Origin of the sequence: Colwellia sp. MB3u-8, assembly GCF_014076985.1 — a bacterium.
In the GTDB taxonomy this organism is placed as follows: Bacteria; Pseudomonadota; Gammaproteobacteria; order Enterobacterales; family Alteromonadaceae; genus Cognaticolwellia.
Map to the genome: position 1 here is coordinate 121,378 of NZ_JACGVA010000070.1, position 21,343 is coordinate 142,720.

The 21,343-nt window shown below is 38.3% G+C and carries 17 protein-coding genes; 11 read left to right on the forward strand and 6 right to left on the reverse strand.

Going from position 1 to position 21,343, the window contains the following annotated elements; translation table 11 throughout:
• Positions 1-356 precede the first annotated feature (356 nt).
• Together H4J54_RS15555 and H4J54_RS15560 are read right to left on the reverse strand one after the other, a co-directional pair.
• Positions 357-1,604, reverse strand: coding sequence for an MFS transporter (locus H4J54_RS15555; RefSeq protein WP_310650176.1), 1,248 nt, complete (start codon positions 1,602-1,604; stop codon positions 357-359).
• 235 nt (positions 1,605-1,839) lie between these two features.
• Positions 1,840-2,967, reverse strand: a complete 1,128-nt coding sequence (locus H4J54_RS15560) for an HDOD domain-containing protein (RefSeq protein ID WP_182191919.1) — start codon at positions 2,965-2,967, stop codon at positions 1,840-1,842.
• Between the two features lie 695 nt (positions 2,968-3,662).
• Between H4J54_RS15560 and H4J54_RS15565 the strand changes: the two genes are divergently transcribed.
• Complete coding sequence (locus tag H4J54_RS15565; protein ID WP_182135489.1) at positions 3,663-4,235, forward strand: tRNA-(ms[2]io[6]A)-hydroxylase; 573 nt, start codon at positions 3,663-3,665, stop codon at positions 4,233-4,235.
• A gap of 90 nt (positions 4,236-4,325) precedes the next feature.
• Complete coding sequence (locus H4J54_RS15570; RefSeq protein ID WP_182191920.1) at positions 4,326-5,594, forward strand: hypothetical protein; 1,269 nt, start codon at positions 4,326-4,328, stop codon at positions 5,592-5,594.
• Positions 5,595-5,873: 279 nt separating this feature from the next.
• Here H4J54_RS15570 and H4J54_RS15575 read toward each other — a convergent pair whose 3' ends face one another.
• A complete protein-coding gene (locus H4J54_RS15575) occupies positions 5,874-6,953 on the reverse strand; it encodes a succinylglutamate desuccinylase/aspartoacylase family protein (RefSeq protein ID WP_182191921.1) in 1,080 nt (359 codons plus the stop codon).
• A gap of 33 nt (positions 6,954-6,986) precedes the next feature.
• Between H4J54_RS15575 and H4J54_RS15580 the strand changes: the two genes are divergently transcribed.
• The 4 genes from H4J54_RS15580 (at position 6,987) to H4J54_RS15595 (ending at position 11,750) form a co-directional block, all read left to right on the forward strand.
• Positions 6,987-7,181 carry a hypothetical protein gene (locus tag H4J54_RS15580; RefSeq protein WP_182191922.1) on the forward strand — a complete coding sequence of 65 codons (195 nt, stop codon included), beginning with the start codon at positions 6,987-6,989 and terminating at the stop codon, positions 7,179-7,181.
• 212 nt (positions 7,182-7,393) lie between these two features.
• Positions 7,394-8,323, forward strand: coding sequence for a MoxR family ATPase (locus tag H4J54_RS15585; RefSeq protein ID WP_182191923.1), 930 nt, complete (start codon positions 7,394-7,396; stop codon positions 8,321-8,323).
• 96 nt (positions 8,324-8,419) lie between these two features.
• Positions 8,420-9,523 carry a DUF58 domain-containing protein gene (locus tag H4J54_RS15590; RefSeq protein ID WP_182191924.1) on the forward strand — a complete coding sequence of 368 codons (1,104 nt, stop codon included), beginning with the start codon at positions 8,420-8,422 and terminating at the stop codon, positions 9,521-9,523.
• A gap of 4 nt (positions 9,524-9,527) precedes the next feature.
• Positions 9,528-11,750 (forward strand): DUF3488 and transglutaminase-like domain-containing protein, encoded by a 2,223-nt coding sequence (locus H4J54_RS15595; protein ID WP_182191925.1) that lies wholly within the window; start codon positions 9,528-9,530, stop codon positions 11,748-11,750.
• 50 nt (positions 11,751-11,800) lie between these two features.
• Here H4J54_RS15595 and H4J54_RS15600 read toward each other — a convergent pair whose 3' ends face one another.
• From H4J54_RS15600 to H4J54_RS15610, 3 genes are read right to left on the reverse strand one after another with little or no spacing between them, the layout of a single operon-like run.
• Complete coding sequence (locus tag H4J54_RS15600; RefSeq protein WP_259367146.1) at positions 11,801-13,519, reverse strand: GldG family protein; 1,719 nt, start codon at positions 13,517-13,519, stop codon at positions 11,801-11,803.
• A complete protein-coding gene (locus H4J54_RS15605) occupies positions 13,520-14,230 on the reverse strand; it encodes an ABC transporter permease (RefSeq protein ID WP_182191926.1) in 711 nt (236 codons plus the stop codon).
• Positions 14,230-15,102: an ABC transporter ATP-binding protein gene (locus H4J54_RS15610; RefSeq protein WP_310650175.1), complete on the reverse strand. Its 873-nt coding sequence runs from the start codon at positions 15,100-15,102 to the stop codon at positions 14,230-14,232. Before H4J54_RS15610 ends, H4J54_RS15605 begins: the two co-directional genes overlap by 1 nt.
• 634 nt (positions 15,103-15,736) lie before the next feature.
• Here H4J54_RS15610 and H4J54_RS15615 point away from each other — a divergent pair.
• The 5 genes from H4J54_RS15615 to H4J54_RS15635 all read left to right on the forward strand — a co-directional run bounded on the left by H4J54_RS15615 (position 15,737) and on the right by H4J54_RS15635 (position 20,814).
• Complete coding sequence (locus H4J54_RS15615; RefSeq protein WP_182191927.1) at positions 15,737-16,042, forward strand: DUF2007 domain-containing protein; 306 nt, start codon at positions 15,737-15,739, stop codon at positions 16,040-16,042.
• A gap of 333 nt (positions 16,043-16,375) precedes the next feature.
• The gene (locus H4J54_RS15620) at positions 16,376-17,539 is read left to right on the forward strand and encodes a murein transglycosylase domain-containing protein (protein WP_182191928.1); all 1,164 of its coding nucleotides are present in this window, start codon (positions 16,376-16,378) and stop codon (positions 17,537-17,539) included.
• 420 nt (positions 17,540-17,959) lie between these two features.
• A complete protein-coding gene (locus H4J54_RS15625; protein ID WP_182191929.1) occupies positions 17,960-18,907 on the forward strand; it encodes a class I SAM-dependent methyltransferase in 948 nt (315 codons plus the stop codon).
• Positions 18,908-19,696: 789 nt separating this feature from the next.
• The gene (locus H4J54_RS15630) at positions 19,697-20,188 is read left to right on the forward strand and encodes a two pore domain potassium channel family protein (protein ID WP_259367145.1); all 492 of its coding nucleotides are present in this window, start codon (positions 19,697-19,699) and stop codon (positions 20,186-20,188) included.
• Positions 20,189-20,475: 287 nt separating this feature from the next.
• The gene (locus tag H4J54_RS15635) at positions 20,476-20,814 is read left to right on the forward strand and encodes a hypothetical protein (RefSeq protein WP_182191930.1); all 339 of its coding nucleotides are present in this window, start codon (positions 20,476-20,478) and stop codon (positions 20,812-20,814) included.
• The last annotated feature ends 529 nt before the right edge of the window (positions 20,815-21,343 follow it).

The window sequence follows — 21,343 nt, forward strand, 5'->3', positions numbered from 1 at the left end:
TGAGGTTGTTATCTCTATCCATTTGAGATTTTTTTCATTGAAGAGTTAATTATTTTAATTTAGATTATCAGATTTTAGCAAGTAGCGGAAATATTAATATTGGCACAGCTCACTTCCGCTTTGCGCACAAAATGATCGTTAATAATTCAAAAGTGTATGACATTGATGGTGGCTAAACGGACTATTTATTGTGATAAATATTAGTCAGCTGACCTAAGAAACCACCGATAGCTAACTTACGTTTAACGCATAGCATTGTGAGCTTCCAACATTAGTTGATTTTCCTATTTGGTTTTTCCATATTTATTTTAATAGTTTCAACTTTACTCAACTTTACTCAGCTTCTACACCTAGCTTTATAGCTTGCTTTGTGTATTTGTTTTCAACGGTGAAAAAGTACTGCGGTGTAACTGCCAACACAGCAGATAAATCAAACTATAAAGCACCATTGCTCCAGCAAGTACGCCATGCCAGGTGCCATACTGCCAGCAGGCAATTAAGTAAAACCCTCCTAGGCTACCGCCAACATAGTAGTGTACAAGGTATAACGCAGTGGCAGTGGCTTTCGCTACAGTCGCTTTTTGACTTACCCATGCATAAGCAAGTGAGTGGGTGAAAAAAGCGCCAGAACTAATAAGTAATAAACCCATAAGCATTGCGGGTAATGAGTCATAAGCTGCAACCCACATACCTATTGCACTAATTGTTGTGCCTAATACTATGCCACTAATCGGGCTGTAAATTTGGCTCCAACGGCCACTTAACTTTGCGGTAATTGTACCGGTGAGATAACAAAGGAAAATCATCGAGGTTAAGCTGATTGACAGCGAATAGGGTGGTGCGACAAGACGAAATCCCATTACCGTGTAAAGGTTAACAAACAATGAGAAATTTAGTCCACCAATCATCATAGCCAACCATAATTTACGCTCTTTCAAGTGATTAATAACATGACGACTATGAACGCGAAACTGCCCCTTTGTTGGGATGAAATTTTGCTGCTCGGGTAACAGTTGATTAACGAGCAACGCACCGAATAAACTGAAAATAGCCATACCTACTACTGCGAGTTCCCATCCCCAATATTCAGTGATAAAGCCACCATATAAACGCCCAAAAATTCCGCCTAATGAATTAGCACTAATATAGCCACCGATCGCAAGTATTAAGGCTGTTGGGGTAAATTCTTCAGCCATATATGCCACTGCAACGGCTATAAAACCTGCAAGAGAGATGCCCATCACCGCGCGTGTTAGCGTTAACGTGAGCAATGAATCGGCTAGCAACATGGCTATACCCGTAAATGGTAATAAGAAAAGACTGAGTATCATGACCTTACGATGGCCAATCATTTCTGAACCGATAGCCCATGGCACAAGCGTAAGCGCTAACGTTAACGTACACGCCGCCAGTAACCAGTTAATTTCAATGGCACTGGCGCTAAAGGTTTCTGCCATTAAGGGCAACATAGGTTGGAACATGTACAAGTTGCAAAATACGAGGAAAGACCCTAAGGCTAACGCAAAGCTTGCGCGGCGGTAAGCGGGTGTTTTTATTTCAATCAAGGTGATGAGACTCAGACAGTGACATTTAATAACGCTCACGGTTAAAAAAATAATTAAACAGTAGCAATACTATAAAGATAATAAATGTGTATTGATAACGATAACTCTTGTAATCAAGGTTATCGTTATTAAAATTAACGACAGCCATAGGGATTTGAGCGAATAATATACTTGTGGTGATGTTATCGTTGGTATTAATTTTTAGGATGTATTACTTAGCTTACCTTAACTTAACAATGCCATGTGCCCAATAAAAAAAATAACGGCTATTATGTTAAGTTTTCTCTAACTGCTTATCGGCTAATACTTGCTGCAACTGATTATTGGCTTCTTCCGTGAAAAGTAAGGAGGTTGACACTTCTTTAATATATTCATCATCAATGGCGCTATGCGCGAGTCTTAGCTCAAGTTGGCTGATAATTTTTGCTTCATAAACATAACAGGCTAGAGGCATTTTATGGTGCAATGTGGGTAATAATGCTGCACGTTTAACTTTTGCTTGTAAGGCTAATGCGTCTAATATTGAATCAGGAAAATTCCAATGTTTAGCAATAAAATAAGTCAGCTTCTTTGATTCTTTAGCCATCAATTTTTTAAATAAAGTAGAGTTTGGCTGACAATCTGGATGAACAATAGCAAACGCATCAGTGAGTAACTGATAAATGACAAGGTCGCCTAAATTACAAATTAAACCAATAAAGTAAGCCTGAGCTGCACTATCTTTTATGGACGACTTAGCAACCAGTGCTTTTGCTGTTATACCGGTAGATAAGCTATGTTGCCATATTTTCTGACCATATTGTCTAAAGTAGATAGTTGAATTGGGTACTAGCTTATTAACAAAGCCGTTAATAACACCTTCTGATAAACCGTTGGCACCTAACAGCAAAAAAGCAGATTTAAGATCCGTGATCTCTTTATTGTTACGATTATAATAAACAGAATTAGCTAACTCGATAACTTTTGCGGCAATGGCGGGCTCTTGCTGAATTAATTGGATTAAAGCTTCAGTATCAAAGTCTTGGTTATTTATTTGCTCAATAATTTTTGTTAAAGATAAGGGTAATATAGGTAATACATCTAAAATTAATTTTGGGTTTTTCAATAAACCTTGTATTTTTGATGATATAAGTTGCGATAGTTCATGATCATTTGGTGACTCTACCTGGTTAGATTCGCCTAATAGATAGTCATAAAAATTTTGTTGATATTCATCTTCAAATGAGTAAAACATCAGTCCATCGTGGTTTTTATTGTTGTTTATATTAGGGTTTGTATTAGCCTGCTGATTTTTAATTTCTTTTTCTGAATCAACACCTTGTCTGCTTTCTTCGAAAAAATATACATTTGGGGTGCTACTTTCAGGTTTTTGAAATAGTTGACTTAATAGTTTGTTGAACATAGCTATAAAAAACACTTAAAGAGTTAAAAGGATGTCAGTATTGAAAAAGGCCACTAAGTTAACATCCAAGTTTTGACCGAGCTTTTTTCTTATTATTGTAATTTTATTTTGCTTAATAATAACTTAATTGTGTAGACAAAATTAGTTTTATTTTTTAATAAACATATGTTTGAGCCAGATAAATATAAAATTTAGCCTGAGTTGATGCGGTAATTAATAGCTGACTTAATGAGTGAATTAACCAGTGAATTAAGCGCTTAAAAATCAGCCACTATAGCGATTAAAATATCAACTTGAAACTGGCGTTAATTACATCATCACCAATGACAAAAATGTGCCTGACCCAGCTATTTTTTGCGCTAGTGCTCAAGGCTAATGTTGATAAAGCCACTGAGCTGAAACTATTGTTTAGTGCCAGCATATGCGAGTTATTATTAGTGCCGATATTAGTGCAGATATTAGTGCTGTTAATATTAACGTCATCAGTGTTATTTTTAGCACGCTAGTGAACAGGTGAAAATATTAGCTTTAGCTCGAGGTTAGCACCAAATTATCATTTTAATTACTCTGAGCAAGCTATGACAACATTATTGCTACTATCTTAGACATTATCGGGGTATTTTTCTTGTCGCTTGTCTTTACCCGTGTAAAATACCAGCATTATTTCTTTGTTGTTTATTGTGTAAAACTTATCTATGTTCGAATTAAAATATCAAACCCCTAAAGCTTGGGCCGATGCAGTGCTGAATGACTTCGACACCTTCTTAACTGATCATGCCGCAGCAGAAAAAAAAGCCTCAGGTATGGCCATGTCGATGATCTCTCATTATCCAGATCGAAAATCAGTAGTGAAAGCCATGGCGGACTTAGCTATTGAAGAACTTATTCACTTTAAACAGGTACTAAAATTAATTTATGCCCGTGGTGGACAATTAGGCGCGGATGAAAAAGACCCTTACATTAACCAAATTAGAAAGGTTTTTCGTAACGGTAGTGATGTGTTTTTTATGGACCGATTAATCGTGGGCGGCGTCATTGAAGCCCGTGGTCATGAACGATTTTTTTTGATTTCACAAGCGCTACCAGAAGGCAAAGACAAAGAGTTTTATCAAACTATCGCTAAATCAGAAGAAAAGCATAAAAATTTATTTATTGAATTAGCTTATGAATATTTTCCTAAAGCAGACGTTGATCAGCGTTTGGCCGAAGTTTTAGACATTGAAGCAGACATTTGTGCGGCGCTACCTTTTCGTGCGGCCTTGCATTAATGTGCAATGCGGTATTTAGGTCATCGCCTTGAAACTGATTTTTTCTTCAAGTACTACAAAGGCACGTAAGCTTTTAAGGTAATAAGCACCATGAATAACAACAGCGCTGCGCAACAACAGCATAAAACATGCGCTAAATATTTAGCCCATTATGCTGAGCCAGAAGTACGATTGCTAGCGTCGTTTCCAGAACAGGGCAACTATCAGCACGTGCTTGTTATTCCAGCCTTTGAAGAGTCTGCGCAATTTATTGACCGATTTATTGCCTCGACACTGGTTGAGCAACAGTGTTTGTTAATCGTGGTAATTAATCAGCCCGACAACGATTTTGGCCGTCAGCATCAACAAGCGCAAAGTGACTTAGCGCAAAGTATTACTGAACGGGGTGAACTGATTTGGCAGCAAGGTAATTTAAGCTTAATTGACCTTTGCCATTCAAGTCGCCATAAAAAGGTTAATGCGTCAATCTTAATGGTTAATCGTTACAGCCAACCCATTCCTGGGGATCAAGGCGTAGGTTTAGCAAGAAAAATTGGCGCAGACTTAGCGATAAAATTATTTACTCAAGGTCATATTAATGCTTCGTGGGTACATTCAACAGACGCTGACGCCTATCTGCCTGATAATTACTTTACCGCTCATGCTGTTAATAATTTAGCGCTTAAGCATGCCGTTGCTACTTGTTGTAATTTTTATCATCACAGTGAACACCAAGCCATTCATCAAGCCAATTTACGCTACGAAAACGCTTTACGCTATTACGTTGCTGGTTTGCACTATGCGCAATCACCTTATGCTTATTTTACTATTGGCAGTATTTTATCTTTTGATATGCTGGCCTACTGTCAGGCACGGGGGTTTCCTAAACGCAATGCCGGTGAAGACTTTTACCTGTTAAACAAGCTGGCTAAATTGGGTGAGGTGGCTTACTTAGCTGAAGTAACGATAAAATTAGAAGCTAGGCCTTCACAGCGTGTGCCTTTTGGTACTGGGCCAGCAGTGCAAAATATCATGCAACTTGTCGAACAAGGGCAAGATTATCAATACTATAATCCAGCAGTTTTTGTGCAATTAAAAGCCTGTTTACAGGCATTTGAACGGCTATGGCAATATCGACAACAACCTGAGCTATGGCTAGCTTTTTTACCTGAAAAGAGCCAGCAGGCTTTAACTAACATAGGTTTACTGAATTTTGTGGCTAAGCAACAAGTGAGCAAACAAGCACAATTTAACAAACAACTGACGGTATGGTTTGATAGTTTTAAAACTTTGAAGTTTATTCACGCGCTACGCGACTTAGGTTTAGAGAATATAGCCCTAGAACAAGCGATAGCTGATGCGCCATTTGGTATTGGTTAGTTACCCCAGCTTTTTTACTATCAATGGCCTATCAATCGGCTCTATCATTCAGCTCTATCAATCGGGTCAGAGTTGTTAATATGTTCAATCTAAAGAAATAAACAAGTGTAAGCTAGGGTTTATTCTATTGAGTTAAATGAAATCAGTGTTGCGCGAAAAAATAAAGCGCTTCAAAAAAGATAAAGCCAGCGTAAACTGATTTTTTATTACGTTAATCAAACTGATAGTTATTTGAGAGTTATTGGGTAGTGATTATTGACTTACTTTTAGTAAAGCTAGCTATGAAAGATAATTATTGACGCTATTAATGACATAAAATAGGCAGTCAGAACGGGCAATATGGCTTTGATTTGACGCCATGAAAATTTTCAAGTTGGTTGTACAGAGCAATTTATTATCAACCATTTTAAAGTACTGTTCGATCACGTTTACGTCTTGGTCGTTTAACATTTCAAGGTTTTCTAAACCCTTATCATCAAGCCAGCCTAATAGCAGCCCCTCACAGCATCCACCGTAGTTAAATTGTTCAATATTTTGTCGCAAGGTTACGCCACTATAGCCTTCGTCACGTTTGCTAAAGGATAGTTTTCGCTCTGCCTTGACGACTAAGCGCAAAGGTTTGTAAAGAATTTTCACGGCCTTATTTTGTGGTAAAGTAGCATGACCATCGAACAGGGTGAATTTTTTGATACCATTATAAGCAACATCATGTGCTTGGTCATCACAACGACCACCACACTCAATCGTAACTACCGGGCAGGAGAAGTTCAGCTCCATCATAGCGCCAATGCTAATATCAGATAAAATCAAGGTATCGCAAAAATAAGACGTAATCGACAACACATTGGGATTAATCAGCGTACTGACGGCAAAGGCAGGGCCATTACCTGAAGTATTATGTAAATCAATAATGGCTGTAGGGTTAACCTCGCGTATGGCATTTTCTATTAATTTCGCTCGTTGAATATAGCCATCAATATTTTTATTTTTTCCATCAATACCGCCTCGAATGGTTTTTTCGTTAAAACAGCGATTTAAATCAATGCCTTCGGGCAGGTACCTGTGATGAAATAAATGCTGATAAGTCGCTGCTTCAACCGATGAAATAATGATGCGAATATTCGTTTTAGGTCGAGGTAATCTATTTCCTGTGGTGAGCCATCTATGTATGGCAATTAGCCCTGACGGTTCATTACCCTGTAATAATGTTGAAATAACTCGCCATTCATTATTGTTTTCGCCATGGATATCTATAACGGTAGGGCCAATTAACGATAACAAAAATTGCTGATGATCGGCATGTAATGTAAGACTACATGGGTTAACTAAATAGCTTATTTCGCTAAAATCGACATCCATAACTTATCTCCGAAATGCGACCTATAATCGCGCATGTTTGTTGAGTCAGTTGTTGTTAATGATAAAGGTAAACTCGACCATTACTCGGCCATTATTCGACCTATATTCGAGAGTGAAAGCACAACTGAGCTAAAAATAGCGCTATATCAAGAGCAAGTTTATGCTTATTTGCTGTCTCGATTTACACATTTGGCTAGCATGCCACAAGGCCATATTGTCGTTTGTTGACTAAGGTCAAATAAGCGGCTTTTTTTTGCTCTATTCTTTGGTCAATGACATTTTTTTTGATTTCAATACTATTTTTCAGGGTTTTACTACTGCACTTACTACGGCATCTACTGCTACATTTAGTGTGCACATAATCTAATGATGATTTATTTAACTGGGTATTCGTTGAATAATTAATTATGCCAATGTTTCAATAAGAAGGAACGACAAGTATGCAAACCCTGGTTGCCAATGTTTTGGCTCAAATTGAATCTGTCGTTATTGGCAAACCTCATCAAGTGAAATTATCCTTGGCGTGTTTGTTTGCTAAAGGCCATATTTTAATTGAAGACTTACCCGGTATGGGCAAAACTACCTTAGCTAACACCTTAGCCTTAACTTTAGGCTTGTCATATCAACGTATTCAATTTACGTCAGATTTGATGCCAGCCGATGTTATTGGTATTGCTATTTTTGATGAAGCGACAAAGTTATTTCAATTACATCCGGGCGCGATATTTAATCAAGTGGTGTTAGCTGACGAAGTGAACCGCGCCAGTCCTAAAACCCAAAGTGCTTTGCTAGAGGCTATGGAGGAAGGGCGAGTGAGTGTTGATGGTGTAACCCATCTATTACCTGAGCCATTTTTTGTTATAGCGACACAAAACCCCATGTCACATGCGGGCACTTACCCGTTGCCAGAGTCGCAATTAGACCGTTTTATGATGCGAATTTCTTTAGGATTTCCTAGCATAGATGCCGAACGTGAAATTTTACAATCCATAACATCACACCGCGATGTTATCGCTATTAAGCCTTTTCTTGGTGTTGAGCAATTACGAGAAATACAACAGCATATTGCTACTATTTGTGTTGCGCCTGCTATTGTAGATTATGTGATTGCACTATGTAGAGTGAGCCGACAAAGTGAGTTGCAAGCTAAGGCGTTATCGCCGCGTGCAGGAAAATCATTGCTGGCAGCCGCAAAGTCATGGGCTTTTATGCAAAATCGTGATTATGTTATACCCGAAGATATTCAAGCGGTATTCTCCCCAGTATGTGAACATAGACTAGCGCCACAACAACATCATATGTTTGAGCAAGCGGATGAAATTTCTCAGCAAATATTGTTGCAGGTTGATCCGACGAATCCGTTGCTTTAAGACTGCATTTTAAATAAATAAGTTAAATCATGGCGTTACGTGATTGTATTAAGTTATGAAGTTAAGTGATTGCCATCGAGTGAAAAGGAGCGTTAATTGTTAAGCAAAGGAAAAAACACCGTGCTCTCTTCGATAAGCTCAGGGTCGATAATCGCTAGCTTGAAAGGCGTATTGCATAAGCACTTTAATGCTTGGCTAACTCGTCGAATTCCGCAAGCTAGTCGACAACAAATCAATCATCGTAATATTTTTATTATTCCCACACGTTTTGGTGTGGGTTTGTTAATGTTTATGCTATTGCTGTTTTTACTGGGCACCAATTATCAGAATAATGTCATTATATTGATCAGCTATCTACTAGTCAGTTTTTTCATTGTGGTTTTGCACCATAGTTTTTTTAATCTTTCTGGCTTACAGTTTCAAGCGAAAAATTCATTGCAAGGCTTTGTTGATTCAACGCTGTATTTTCCACTAGTGATCACCAGTAAAAAAGTGCGCTTTACTATTAGCTTTTCTTTTGATCAAGCAAGGGTAAAGACCGAACAAGTACTTGATCACAGCGTGGAGGAAAATAAACCAAGCAAGGGTAAACCAAGCAAGAGTGCGCTTAGCAAAACAACACTGGCACAACTCGATATAGGTGAAAACAACATTCGGATACCTTATCGGGTTTGTCAACGAGGCCAATACCCACTGGATCGCGTGTTAATTATCAGCGAATTTGGCTTTGGGCTATTTAAAACTTGGACCCGATTAGACTTTGCTCAGCAAGTTACCGCTTATCCAAAGCCTATCGCCAATGCTTGGACCGATAAGCAACAAAACCTGGCGATTGAAGTGGCGGAAAATAACCTTGAAAGTTACCAAGACAGTTTTCAACCGGGCCAAGATGAATTTCACCAATTGCAACATTATCAGCTAGGTGAACCCCTGAGTCGTGTGGCATGGAAGCATGTGGCACAAGGACAAGGTTGGTTAACAAAACAATATCAACAAGCCTTATCAGGCAAGTTGCAGTTAGACTTTGAGCACCTGCCAAACGGCACACTTGAACAGCGGTTAAGTTGGTTAAGTTATGCGATTAAAGACTGTAGTACTAAGCAAATTGCCTTTTCATTGAAACTACCCAACCAAGTGGTTGAGTATGACCATAGTGCACAACATACCTTAAAATGCTTAACCGCATTGGCACGTTATTGAGTGCATGATGACAAAAATAATTAAACCCAGCGCAGAACAAGGGCCTAAGCACAGTCTTAAACAAAAGCTTACACCTAGCAAAAGTAAAAATCCTAGCGAAAATAGTGATCTACAGCTTACTAGTCAAATGTATTTTTGTTTATTAATTTTTCAGCTACTTAACCTTTCAACCTTATTTATACAGTTGCACCTGCTATATGTGTTGTTTGCCACTTTTGCCTTGGCGCTGCAGCTTATTGTGCATTTGAATATTGCGCGCAAAGGCGCTCTGGCATCAAGGTTGAGCCAATCGATAAAAAGCTATGTAACACCTAAAATACTACCGTCTTGGTTGATTCTATTATTAGCTATTTCAGGTAGTGTGGCTATCGCTGTTGCGGGGCAAACATTAGGGCTTTTGCTGAGCATGATGCATTTATTATGCTTCGCTTATAGTTTAAAGATGTTTGAAATACCGAGGCGAAAAGATTTATATCAACTGGTGGTATTAGGTGTTTTTGTTGCCACCTCTTCATTAATTTTTATTCAATCTATTTATTTTTCACTGGCCGTCATTGTTTTGGTTTTTGGCAATTTCATGATTCTACTTAACTTATTTGCACCAACAATGGCGGTATTAGCACAAGCTAAATTAGTCGCTAAACTCAGCTTATATTCAGTGCCTTTAGCGGTGGCGTTATTTGTCGGATTTCCCAAGCTCAGCCCTTTTTGGCAAGTGCCCAGTGTTGAATCAGCAAAAGTGGGTCTTTCTGATAGCGTAAAAATTGGCGATATTGCGCAATTAGCTTTGTCGGATGAATTGGCGTTTCGAGTCAGTTTTCAAAACAGTAACCCTAAACATGCACAGCTGTATTGGCGGGCGATGGTATTAGATGATTTTGATGGCATAACTTGGCGACAAAGCCGTCGAGACGTAACTCAAAATAGTCAAAGTGGTCAAAGTAGTTATGGTTCAGCTACCTTGGAGCATGCGAACAGTTCAGCCGATATTGAACTAGGTGGCACAGGATTAACCTATCAGGTGATTGCTGAGCCTAGTTTTCAATCTTGGTTATTTGCGCTCGATTTCGCCACCAGTGAGCAAGGCAATATTGGCCGGCGTAATGACTTTGCCTTGTTTTATCGCGGTATTATTAGTCAAACATTAAGCTATCAAGTCACCAGTTATCCAGCAGCCAAAATGTCAGCGACATTGTCTGATGCTAGCCGTGCTTTAAATTTGCTATTAAGCACTGACAACAACCCTAAATTGCTCGCTAAAGGCCAACAATTGCGTCAGCAGTATCCTGATGACCGGCAGTTAATTAATCAGGTGTTAACTGAACTTAATGAAGAAAACTATTATTACACCTTGCAGCCGCCTCGGCTGAATAATAATAGTTTAGACCAGTTTTATTTCGACACTCGGGCGGGATTTTGCGAGCATTATGCCAGTAGCTTTACTTATTTAATGCGTGCTGCCGGCATTCCTGCTCGCATGGTGGTTGGTTACTTAGGCGGCGAGTTCAATCTCAGTGGTAATTATTTAAGTGTTTATCAGCGCAATGCCCATGCTTGGTCTGAGGTCTGGTTACCTAACAGCGGTTGGCAGCGCATAGACCCAACGGCAGCGGTTGATCCAGAACGTGTTGAAAGGGGATTTTCGACTAGCTTAATGCAGGAGTATGATGATTTATCTTCCGGACTTTTTTCGCTGCAAGCGTTACGTTCAATGTGGTGGTATAAGCAACTTAAAATGCAAATTGACGCCATTGACTACCAATGGACACGTTGGGTTATTGGTTATACTGGCCAAAAGCAATCGCGTGTTATGGCGCAGCTGTTAGCGAGTTTAAAGCAGGGTAAAAATGTTTTATATTTTTTGCTGATATTAGCTGGCGCCGTCTTGCTGTTTTATGGCTATAAAGTTGTTAAGGGCAAGGCGAAAGGGAAACCTGAGGATAAAATTAAAGCCCTGTATTTAAAAACCTTAAAATTAATGGCGCAGCATCAATTGGTCAAAGCAAGGTCGATGACCGCGCAACAGTTTGCTGATGTTATTGCTACAGCTCGACCTGAGTTGTCAGCGAACTTTTGTGCTATATCAAACGGCTTTGCACAACTAAGCTATCAAAGGTTTGCTGATGATATTAGCCAACAAGAGCGTGATAAGCAGTTAATAAAACTACAACTTAGCTATCGGCAACTTCGTTGGCAATTATGGCTAGCCAAGCTTGGCATTGGCTAGTATTCATTGGCTAATGTTAAAAGGCTAATATAAAAAGGCAATAGCTAATATTAATGCTGTTTTGATTTTAACCAAACCACTATGCCAACAATAACAAAGAAAAATAGGCTGAAAAATAATATCACCATGACCTGACGTTTTTGTTTACTGGTTAAATCTAAGCGTTCAACCTTTATAACCTTCGCACTTAAAAAATTCTGATAGTCTGTCTCGGCTAACCAGTTAACAATATTTAGCCCCATTTTGGCATTACTGTATTGATTAATATACACATTAGTTAAAAAGTCTGCGTCGGTGAAAACAATCATTCGGGTATCAGAACGGGGCGCTTGCACTTTATTCGGGCTAGCAGTTATCTCTTTATGCTCTTCAAGTACCACATAAGAAATGGGCACTGGACCAGGGGTGTCTATACCTTGATCATATTGAATCGCTAAATTTCTGTTGGTTTCTGCCCAACTTTTTTCTGTTGATGCTGTCGCGGCAATAACCGCTAACTTAATGCTTGGGCGACGTTGGGCTAACATCTCAATGGAACGCGGCCTAACGTAAAAGGTATAATCTAAACCTTGGGTAATAGCTTTATGCTTTTGGTAGTTTTTGGTGGCAGGACTGCCAACATCGTTACCGACATGGTTGGTTAAATCCACCACAATGTCAGATTTAACCTTAAGTCCCCACTGATTAATAATGCTATTTAATGACGGATTTTGCTCTAGCTGTTCTGCGGTTAGTAGCTTATCAGGCGTAGTAACTCTGGTATGTTCAATGAGAAATAAGGCATCACCTCCGGCGGTTAAATAATCAATGATTAACTTATCCTCTTGTGTTGTAAGTTCAGTGCGAGCACCGGCAATAACCAGCACATCGCAATCAGCAGGGATCGACTGAGTTATACCTAACATCAGTGGTTTACTGTTCATATTGTTATCAGCCAATAACTGTTTAAAGGTCGATAAACCGACATTGTCGGTGTTTGCCAGTGAATATTCACCGTGGCCAGTGAGAAAGTAAAGCTGTCTTGGCGGGCTACTAGCGCGAGCAATAGCATTAGTGAGTTTTTCTTCTGTCAGTGCGTCATCGCTAAAATCAACATCTTTACGGCCATTAATTGACTGCACAATAACTTTACGTTCGGCACCACTGACCACATTGCCAAACTTAGCGGCGAATGAAATTTTCTCTATCGGGTCAATTATTTGCGTGCTGATCAGGCCAGCAGAAAGCCTTTCATATTCCTTAAATAAATCTTGTAAATATTTGGGTGGCAAACCGACATAAAACGCGGTTAATTCAACTTTTTCTTTCAGTGTGCTAATAAACTCGATAGTGTTTTTAGTTAAGGTGTGTTGTTGACTTGCCGTGACATCCCATCGCGTGGTTATGCTATTGGCAGCATAATGACTGATAGCCAGAAAACCTATACTCGCGATAATCATAGCAAAAATAATACAGACTTTTTTCCCTCGCGCGCCAATAAAGCTGGGCTTAGCCTTGCCTTGATCAGTGGCAGCTGAATTAGTGGCATTGAACGCTGCTTTTATCGCCTTAGCATCCGCATGATTAAGCTGACTGTATAGCTTGAGCAAAACAAAAAATGCCATGCCGCCGCCTAATGTAAGGCCACTAGCAAGACTTAATGACAGCAAAGAAAATTGTGCATCGATATAAAATAACGCTAAACCTAATATAAATAGCAAGAGCGCTGCGCCAATCAACGCAGGCAATAACTTTTTAAGCAGTAAATTTTTATTGTTTTTAATCATCATTTATTGCCACAACCTATGGTTGATACTCAAGCCAGTTAATACCAAGCAGAGCACAATACCGGCTAAGTAATAGATAACATCGCTGGCCGTGATAATACCCATAGCGAAATTTTCAAGATGGCTACGCGTGCTGAGTTGGATCAGAAAGTTTTCTGCAAAGCCGGTGAAATACTTGGTAAAGCTGATTGAAAAATACAGTGAGAATAGGATCAGGTACGAGGTCATCGCGGCAATAATTTGATTTCGTGTCCACGACGAAGTCAGTAAACCTATGGCGATGAAAAGTGCGCCTTCTAACCAAATACCCACATAACCCGATAAAATACTGTAAGGGTCGGGATTGCCATAATACTCAACAATAAAATAATAAATGCCAGTGATGCTAATTAACAGTGAGTAAAAAATTAGCATACTAAAGTATTTACCTAACACTATCATACTCGGTGTTAAGGGGGCAGTGAGCAAGAACTCCATGGTGCCGTTAGCTTTTTCTTCAGCAAATAACTTCATGGTTAACAAGGGGATGATAAAAATAAACATAAACTCCATCACTTGAAAGATATCTCGTAATGACACTTCTCTATTTTGCTCTATCAGCATAAAAAAAAGCACATTAAATAACAACAAACAAGCAATGAGAATAATGTAGGCCACAGGGCTACTAAAGTAGCTATGTAGCTCTTTTTTGGTCAGTGCGATAATTTTATTCATCAGTAATTACTTACATTTTGGCTTGGCGTTTGTATGGATGTTCTTGATGATACAGACGCTGACTCTTGGTGATGGTTAAAAAATATTTGCTCTAAGGTTAATGCTTGAGCTTGGCTACTTTCATCTTTGGCACTGTTTTTATGAGCGGTATTTATATTGCCTTTAACTAGATTATCGCTGTCGATGTTAGCTTGCTGATTTGTGCCTTTTAGCAAGGTTTGTAATGACTGATCAATAATAAGTTGCCCAGATTTAATCATTAAAATACGTTGGGCTATTTTTTCAATTTCAGGCAAAGTATGTGTGCTCAGTAACACGGTTCTTTGTTCTTTTTGGTTGTTAATAAGTGCTAACACTTGTTGAACTTGCATGGGGTCAAGGCCACTGGTGGGTTCATCTAAAATAAGTAATTTAGGCTCGTGAATAATCGCTTGAGCAATACCCACTCTTTGTTTATAGCCTTTAGATAAGGTTGAAATAGTTTTGTGTTTAACCTGCTCTAATTGGCAGTCTTCTAATACTTTAGCGAGCTGAACGGCTTGTTTTTTCGCGGAAACGCCTTTTATTTCAGCCGCAAACTTTACATACTGCAACACGGTCATATTGGTATACAAAGGCGGATTTTCGGGTAGGTAACCAATTTTTTGCCGAATAGTTAACGAGTGTTTAGTAATGTCGTCGCCATCAATGAAAATTCTGCCAGAAGAAGGGGCAAGAAAAGCGGTTATCATGCGCATTAAGGTTGTTTTACCCGCGCCATTTTTACCTAAAAAGCCAACAATATCGCCTTGGTTAATTTCAAAGCTAACATTATCTACCGCCTGCAGTGCGCCAAAGTTTTTACTGATATGCTCAACTGTTAAAATACTCACTCAATAGCCTTTTATAATTACGCTTAATAAATCTGACTTCAATATTATTTGATCATAAATATTTGATCATAAATATTATTGTTAACACAGATTATCTATGACATTACTCATGTCTGCTAGTTTTTATGCTTATGTCAATTAAGCTGCAGCCTCTAGTTTGAAACTATGATCTAATTGAGAGTGTGTTACAAAATTATAGCGATGTAAAACAGCAAGAATACTCACAGTTGGACTTAGCCCCTAGTAAAATAGCATTAATAACGCGCGGTTAAAAAACACGATTAACCAATAAAAAATACTAAAGCAGTGTAGCACGAACAAACTATTTTAGTGTCTTATAAACAACACCTTGCTACTATTTACTAGATATAAGTATCAAGATTTTTTTGCATGATTTTGGCGGTACATTTACTTGGCAATATTATTTATAAAAAGTGATTTTTTCATATTATCCAATTTTAGTCATTGTTGTGATAGACAGTTAACTATTATTTCTTTTTGAGGTGAAAAATAAGGCAAGTAGTTAGTTTTATCTATAAGCGAGCATTGGTAATAGTGGCAAATTTTTGTTATTAATATATAAAATAAATCAGAGGAAAGTTTCCCCTGATTAAATGCTTAGGTGAATTTAATTATGAAGATAGTGTACTCCAACGAAAGTCTTTTACTGGTTAGTAATGTTAAAAATCTTATTGAAGCACAAGGAATAAGTACCTTTATTAAAAATGAATTTTCTCAGGGCGCTATAGGAGAAATCTCCGCTTTCGATTCGTGGCCTGAAGTTTGGGTTACAGATGATGCCGACTTGGAACGTGCGACAAAAATATTAGACTCATCACAGAGTGACATTGATGGCGAGGACTGGACCTGCACAAACTGCTCAGAGAAAAATGCCCAGTCTTTTGAGATATGTTGGAATTGCGCGTCTGAAAATTCATAACAACACGCTATGAGGTGGAGCACAGCTCTAGATTTCAACTTACAGCAAAGGTTAATAATAGCGAGCTACTGGGTTTAATCGCGGCAAATTATTTTTTTAATAAGGTTAATTGACTTGGTCTAATGTCCACGAACTAACAGACATTCTTTTAATGAACCCCGTTACGATAAGTGTTGCATTTACCGCTAGCACAGTGAGTCCAATTCGTTTGATAAAGGTCACAAAAGTTTAGTGCAAAGCATTAGCATTATATTATTAACCTATTGGTACTTTTTAGTAGATGAATTTATATAGCGCTATGTGGCAAGTAAATAAATTAAAGGTCGTTGTTTAATGTTTAAAAAAGTGTTGTTGTTATTTATCGTCATTAGTTTAACCAGTTGTAAGAGCCTACCTAACCTCAGTTCAATTCGTAGTGCTGAAAGCCTAATTAAACAAATAAATGCTAACGATACTGATCTTATTACCGTTGCTCATCAAGCGATTGAAACTAATCGACTTATTCAGAAAGATGTCAATAATATCAAAGTGTTACTTAAAGAGTTAAGTCAGCATGTAGGTGATGTGTGGGGCGAAGCTAAGCCTCAAATACCGAGCAATAAAAAGCTGGTTAAATATACTAACGACTATCAAGCGCGTGCCATTGTTGATTTTGAAAAAGGCAGTATTTTAATTGAAACGTTAGCGGCTCAGTCTCAGGCTAAAACCTTGCACAATTTACAGCGTGCGATTGTGACTACTTTATTAGCAACATCAGATCCTCGAAAAACTGATATATTTTCAAGCGAAGCGCCACAACTCTCCGGCAGACCATATTTGTACCAACAGGTGCTTGATCGCGACAATAAGCCTATTCAATATCAATGGCGTGCTAATCGATTTTCTAAGTATTTAACAGAATTTAATTTACAGAAATACAACAAAAATCGAAAACAAATTTATGCTGTTAGCATTAAAATGGTTGAAAAACATCAACACTTACGTGAACAAAAATACAGTAAGCATGTACTTGCGGCGGCTAATCGTTATCAAATATCACCAGAGTTGATCTACGGCATCATTGAAACCGAAAGTAGTTTTAACCCATTTGCTGTAAGTACAGCTAATGCCTATGGTTTGATGCAAGTTGTGCCTAGTAGCGCTGGCGCTGATGTTTTTCAACGTATTAAAAAGAAAAAAGGTATGCCAAGCAAGCAGCAACTCTTTGATCCTGCGTTTAATATTGATATTGGCTCAGCCTATTTACACATTCTCAATAACAATTATTTGAAAGATGTCAGCAATGCCACCAGTCGTCATTACGCCATTATCTCAGCTTACAATGGCGGCAGCGGCAATGTATTAAAAACCTTTCATGGTAATCGTAAAACCGCGATGAAAGTACTCAATACTAAATCGCCTAAAGTGGTTTATTATCTGCTGACTAAAAAGCACCCTAAGGTAGAATCTCGTCGTTATTTAGAGAAGGTAACTAAGGCTGAAAAAACATATTTGTAAATAGCTCTGTTGTACAGCACGTTTATTAGGTGATGAAAGTTACGGTTTAGTGGGGTAGAGAGAAAATGAGCATGTTAGCCAACATGGCTTTTACGGGTAATAATATAGTGTTAGGCGTTTTTTTGTAGGTCGGACTTTAGTCCGTCAACCGTAAAGCGGTTAATTACTGTCATGGGCCAAATATGAATAGCCAAATATTTATCACTGGTTATTATCACTAATTTAGTAAAATGTATGTGAAAAAAATATATTTTGGCAGGGAGAGTTACAGGGAACTTTGTTTCTGTGTGGATATCAGTATTAACACAAGCTATGGTTCGTTATAATGCTAGCTCAATAAGTTAGAGTCCCACATCCTTTTATTTCAGTAATTCTAGGTGGGAATCAAGACTAAAAAATACATACGGGCAGGGCATAGAATTGACAATTAACTGGCATGATTTAATCGCAAAAGCATGGAAGGATCGCAAAGTTTTACATGAGTCTGATGAATTTGATTGTTGGCGTGTTTTTCATGGTTACGCTGAAGGCGCAAAAGGTGTTGTGATTGAAAAATTCGGTACTATGGCTGTGGTTGAATATAAAGAGGATATTCGTGACGATCTTGATGCGATTAAAGATGCACTGCTACAGCACTTTCCCTTCACGCTAATTCTCGCCAAAGGTGACCAATTACTTGGGTTACGGTTGAAGGAAAGAATGTTTGCACTGCATGGTGATTTTTCCGACGCTCCAGAATTTGTTAAAGAATATGGTGTTTATTACAGTTTACTACCGGATGCGATGCATAACTGCGGTTTGTATCTTGATGCGCGTCCAGTGCGAAAATGGTTAGCTGATCATAGTGAGGGGCGCCGTGTTCTCAACTTATTTTCATTTACTGGTAGTCTAGGTATTGCTGCTTTAAAAGGTGGTGCAAAAGCCGCTATTCATTTGGATAAGTCGAAAGACTTGTTACCCCGTATCGAAAAAAGCTACGAAAAAAATGGCCTTGACCTTGGCACTCGCAGCTTTATACAGGGTGATATCTATAAGCATTTACCTAAAGCAATAAAGCGTGGCCAGACCTTCGACGGGATTATTTTAGATCCGCCGCCAAAAGTGTATAAGTCACCTCATTCAGAGCATCAACCTAAAGGGCAAGACTTTGCAAGATTGGTCAGTCTATGCTCAAAGCTTTTAAACCCAGGAGGCTGGTTGATTTGCATGTTTCATCGCTTTGATGCAACGTGGGATCAGTCAGATGCCGAAATTATTACCGCATCGACTCATACCTTGAAAATGATTGATCGGTTTACCAGTGAGTGTGACTTTCCTGATGAGAATGTCGATCGAAAGCTCAGAGTGACAGTGTTTGAAAAGATCTAAGCTATGTATCGCTAGCGTATAGACCAAAAAACTGTGGCCAAATAAACGATTTTATTTTTTCGCTGTACTGCTAAAATAGATTAGCACAGTCGTCGATAAAATCATGTGTATAACAAGGGAAATCTGTCTAATGGATTTTCCGCTTATTTTATTATGGCTCATCACTGGCTTGGTACTAAGGCGTTGTTCTTGAGTTTGGCAAAAAAATTTAGAATGATGTCTCTATAAAGCTAGCCCATAATATTGAAGCCCGCGGTATATCTACTTACCGGAAAAATTAATGAGGGTATCTATAAGTTAACTAATACCTATAGTTAATTGAAAAACCTCAAACCCTCTACTAAAATTAATATACCAGTTTAAAGCACCTAGTTGGCAGCGTAGTAGCTGATAACTGTTATGCGTACGTTATATTTTTTCTGCAAAATTTAATGAAATTTATCAAGGTATGCTTAGTGCAAAGTCAGATAGGCTGTTTAACCGTGTATCTGACATTTCATTTTCAACTTTCTTATTAGGTTTTTCAGGCTTTGACTCAAGCTTATTTAACGTTTCATCCCCTGGTGGTTTTAGCCGTTCCAAAGATAATGCTTATAGTTGAAGTGACAGAACAGCAGGTTGTGATTAATCGCCGGTAACAAACTAAGCAAGTTTTTTAATTTTTGGCTAGCTCATGTCTACATTTTAGCCAACTATGACCAGCTATTATTTAGGTATTATATTGTTATAAGAGCAGATTGAAGTATTGCTTCGTATCATAAATTATTATTTTTTGCGTGAGTTAACGACATGATGAGAAAAATTAAACGACATGTGCGCTTTAAAAAGTTCATTGATGATATAGCGCTTCATACGCCCTTTAAAAAAATGGTGTTTTTATTAGTTGTGTTGTGGTTAATGTTTTCTGCGGGTATATACCTGGCAGAGCGGGGTATTGAAGCAACGTCAATTAATTCTTATGGGGAGGCGTTATATTGGGGGGTAGCTGCATTTTCTACCGCTGGAATTGCTGATGCACCAATATCTGGTAAGGCTCAGTTAGTTGGAGGCCTATGGATAGTTATTGGTTCAATGTTATTTTTTGGCACCATAGTAGCAACTGTTACTACTTATTTTATGAGACCAATGCAGCGGCCCTATAAACAGATTATTGATACCATAGAATACAACCTCGAACAGTTAAATGACTTGACGTTTGATGAGCTCGATTTATTAAAAGATACAGTCGACACACTCATTGTTCATGTTGAACAGCTAAAGAAAAAACAGTCAAAAAAGTAATCAACATCTAAGGTGACACTTCAGCCGGGTTGCTACAACCAATACTACTTAGAAATTGCTCAAGCTATAAAGTTAGCCGGTTGTAATCCAGTTAATCCAGCTGATGCAGTAGAGGTTTTAAACATACTTGAATTAGCGGAAATAAGCAGTGAGAGTGGTAAAAAATGATGATATATACAGCTAAAATTATGAATGACTAAAATAGAACAAATAAAATTTGTTTTTTGCGGCTGTGTCGCTTACTTTAGCCAGCTATGTTTTCTTGCGAAGTAGCTGTAAGGTTTAAAATGAATATTCTTTGTCCAAATTGTCAAAAGGCACTTATTTCAAAAAGTGATGTAAACAAGTTATTACCACTTAAACGGTTTGGACTCTCTGAGGTAAAGTGTAAAAGCTGCGGTAGCCTTTGTGTTTCAACAGGAAAGTCCAAAAGTATCTGGTTTGCTATTTTTTTAGCGACATTAATATTTTTAATGCTTACGGGTAAGCAACTGGTAGAATTTAGCGGCTACGACTCAGACGTCCGTATTGTTGTACTGCTTGTGGTTTATTTCTTCGTCAATTGGCTTTTTTCTTATATCTGGCCAAAAGTTATCTCTATAGAGTTAAAAGCGGGCACTGAGTGACACCAAGCTTACTAATTTCCTGATCATTTCACCTAGTTAAGACAAGTCGCTGCGGCGTTATTGATTTAAGCAAAAGTCACTAAAATTTTGTGATCCTACGCCGCACTTAAGACGATTAACCCAATAGAGGTAATGTATTTATCAGCCCTATTTTATCAGGTGATTTATAATAAAGGCGTTATTCTACTGTTCGGTTAGCTTGTCGTTAATTGGTTACTAAACGTTTGCCCCATCTAGGTTGGACTTCAGTCCATCAGGTTTTAAAAAATAGCGCTCAGTTTGAAGTTTTGAACTGTCAGATTTAAAGAAAAATAGCTTTCAGTTTATTGGTCTGTTTGGCTTTATCCCACTAGGTTTTGTCTTCGCTGTAAGCTTGACGGACTAAAGTCCGACCTACAAAAAAATTATCACATTATGCCTATAGACTAGTCAAAACTGTTCAAAATGTTCCCAACATTGTTGTTAAGAGAATAACCATCATCATGGTATCGCGTCTTGATCTTATTTCCTCGTTTCACGCTGAAACTAC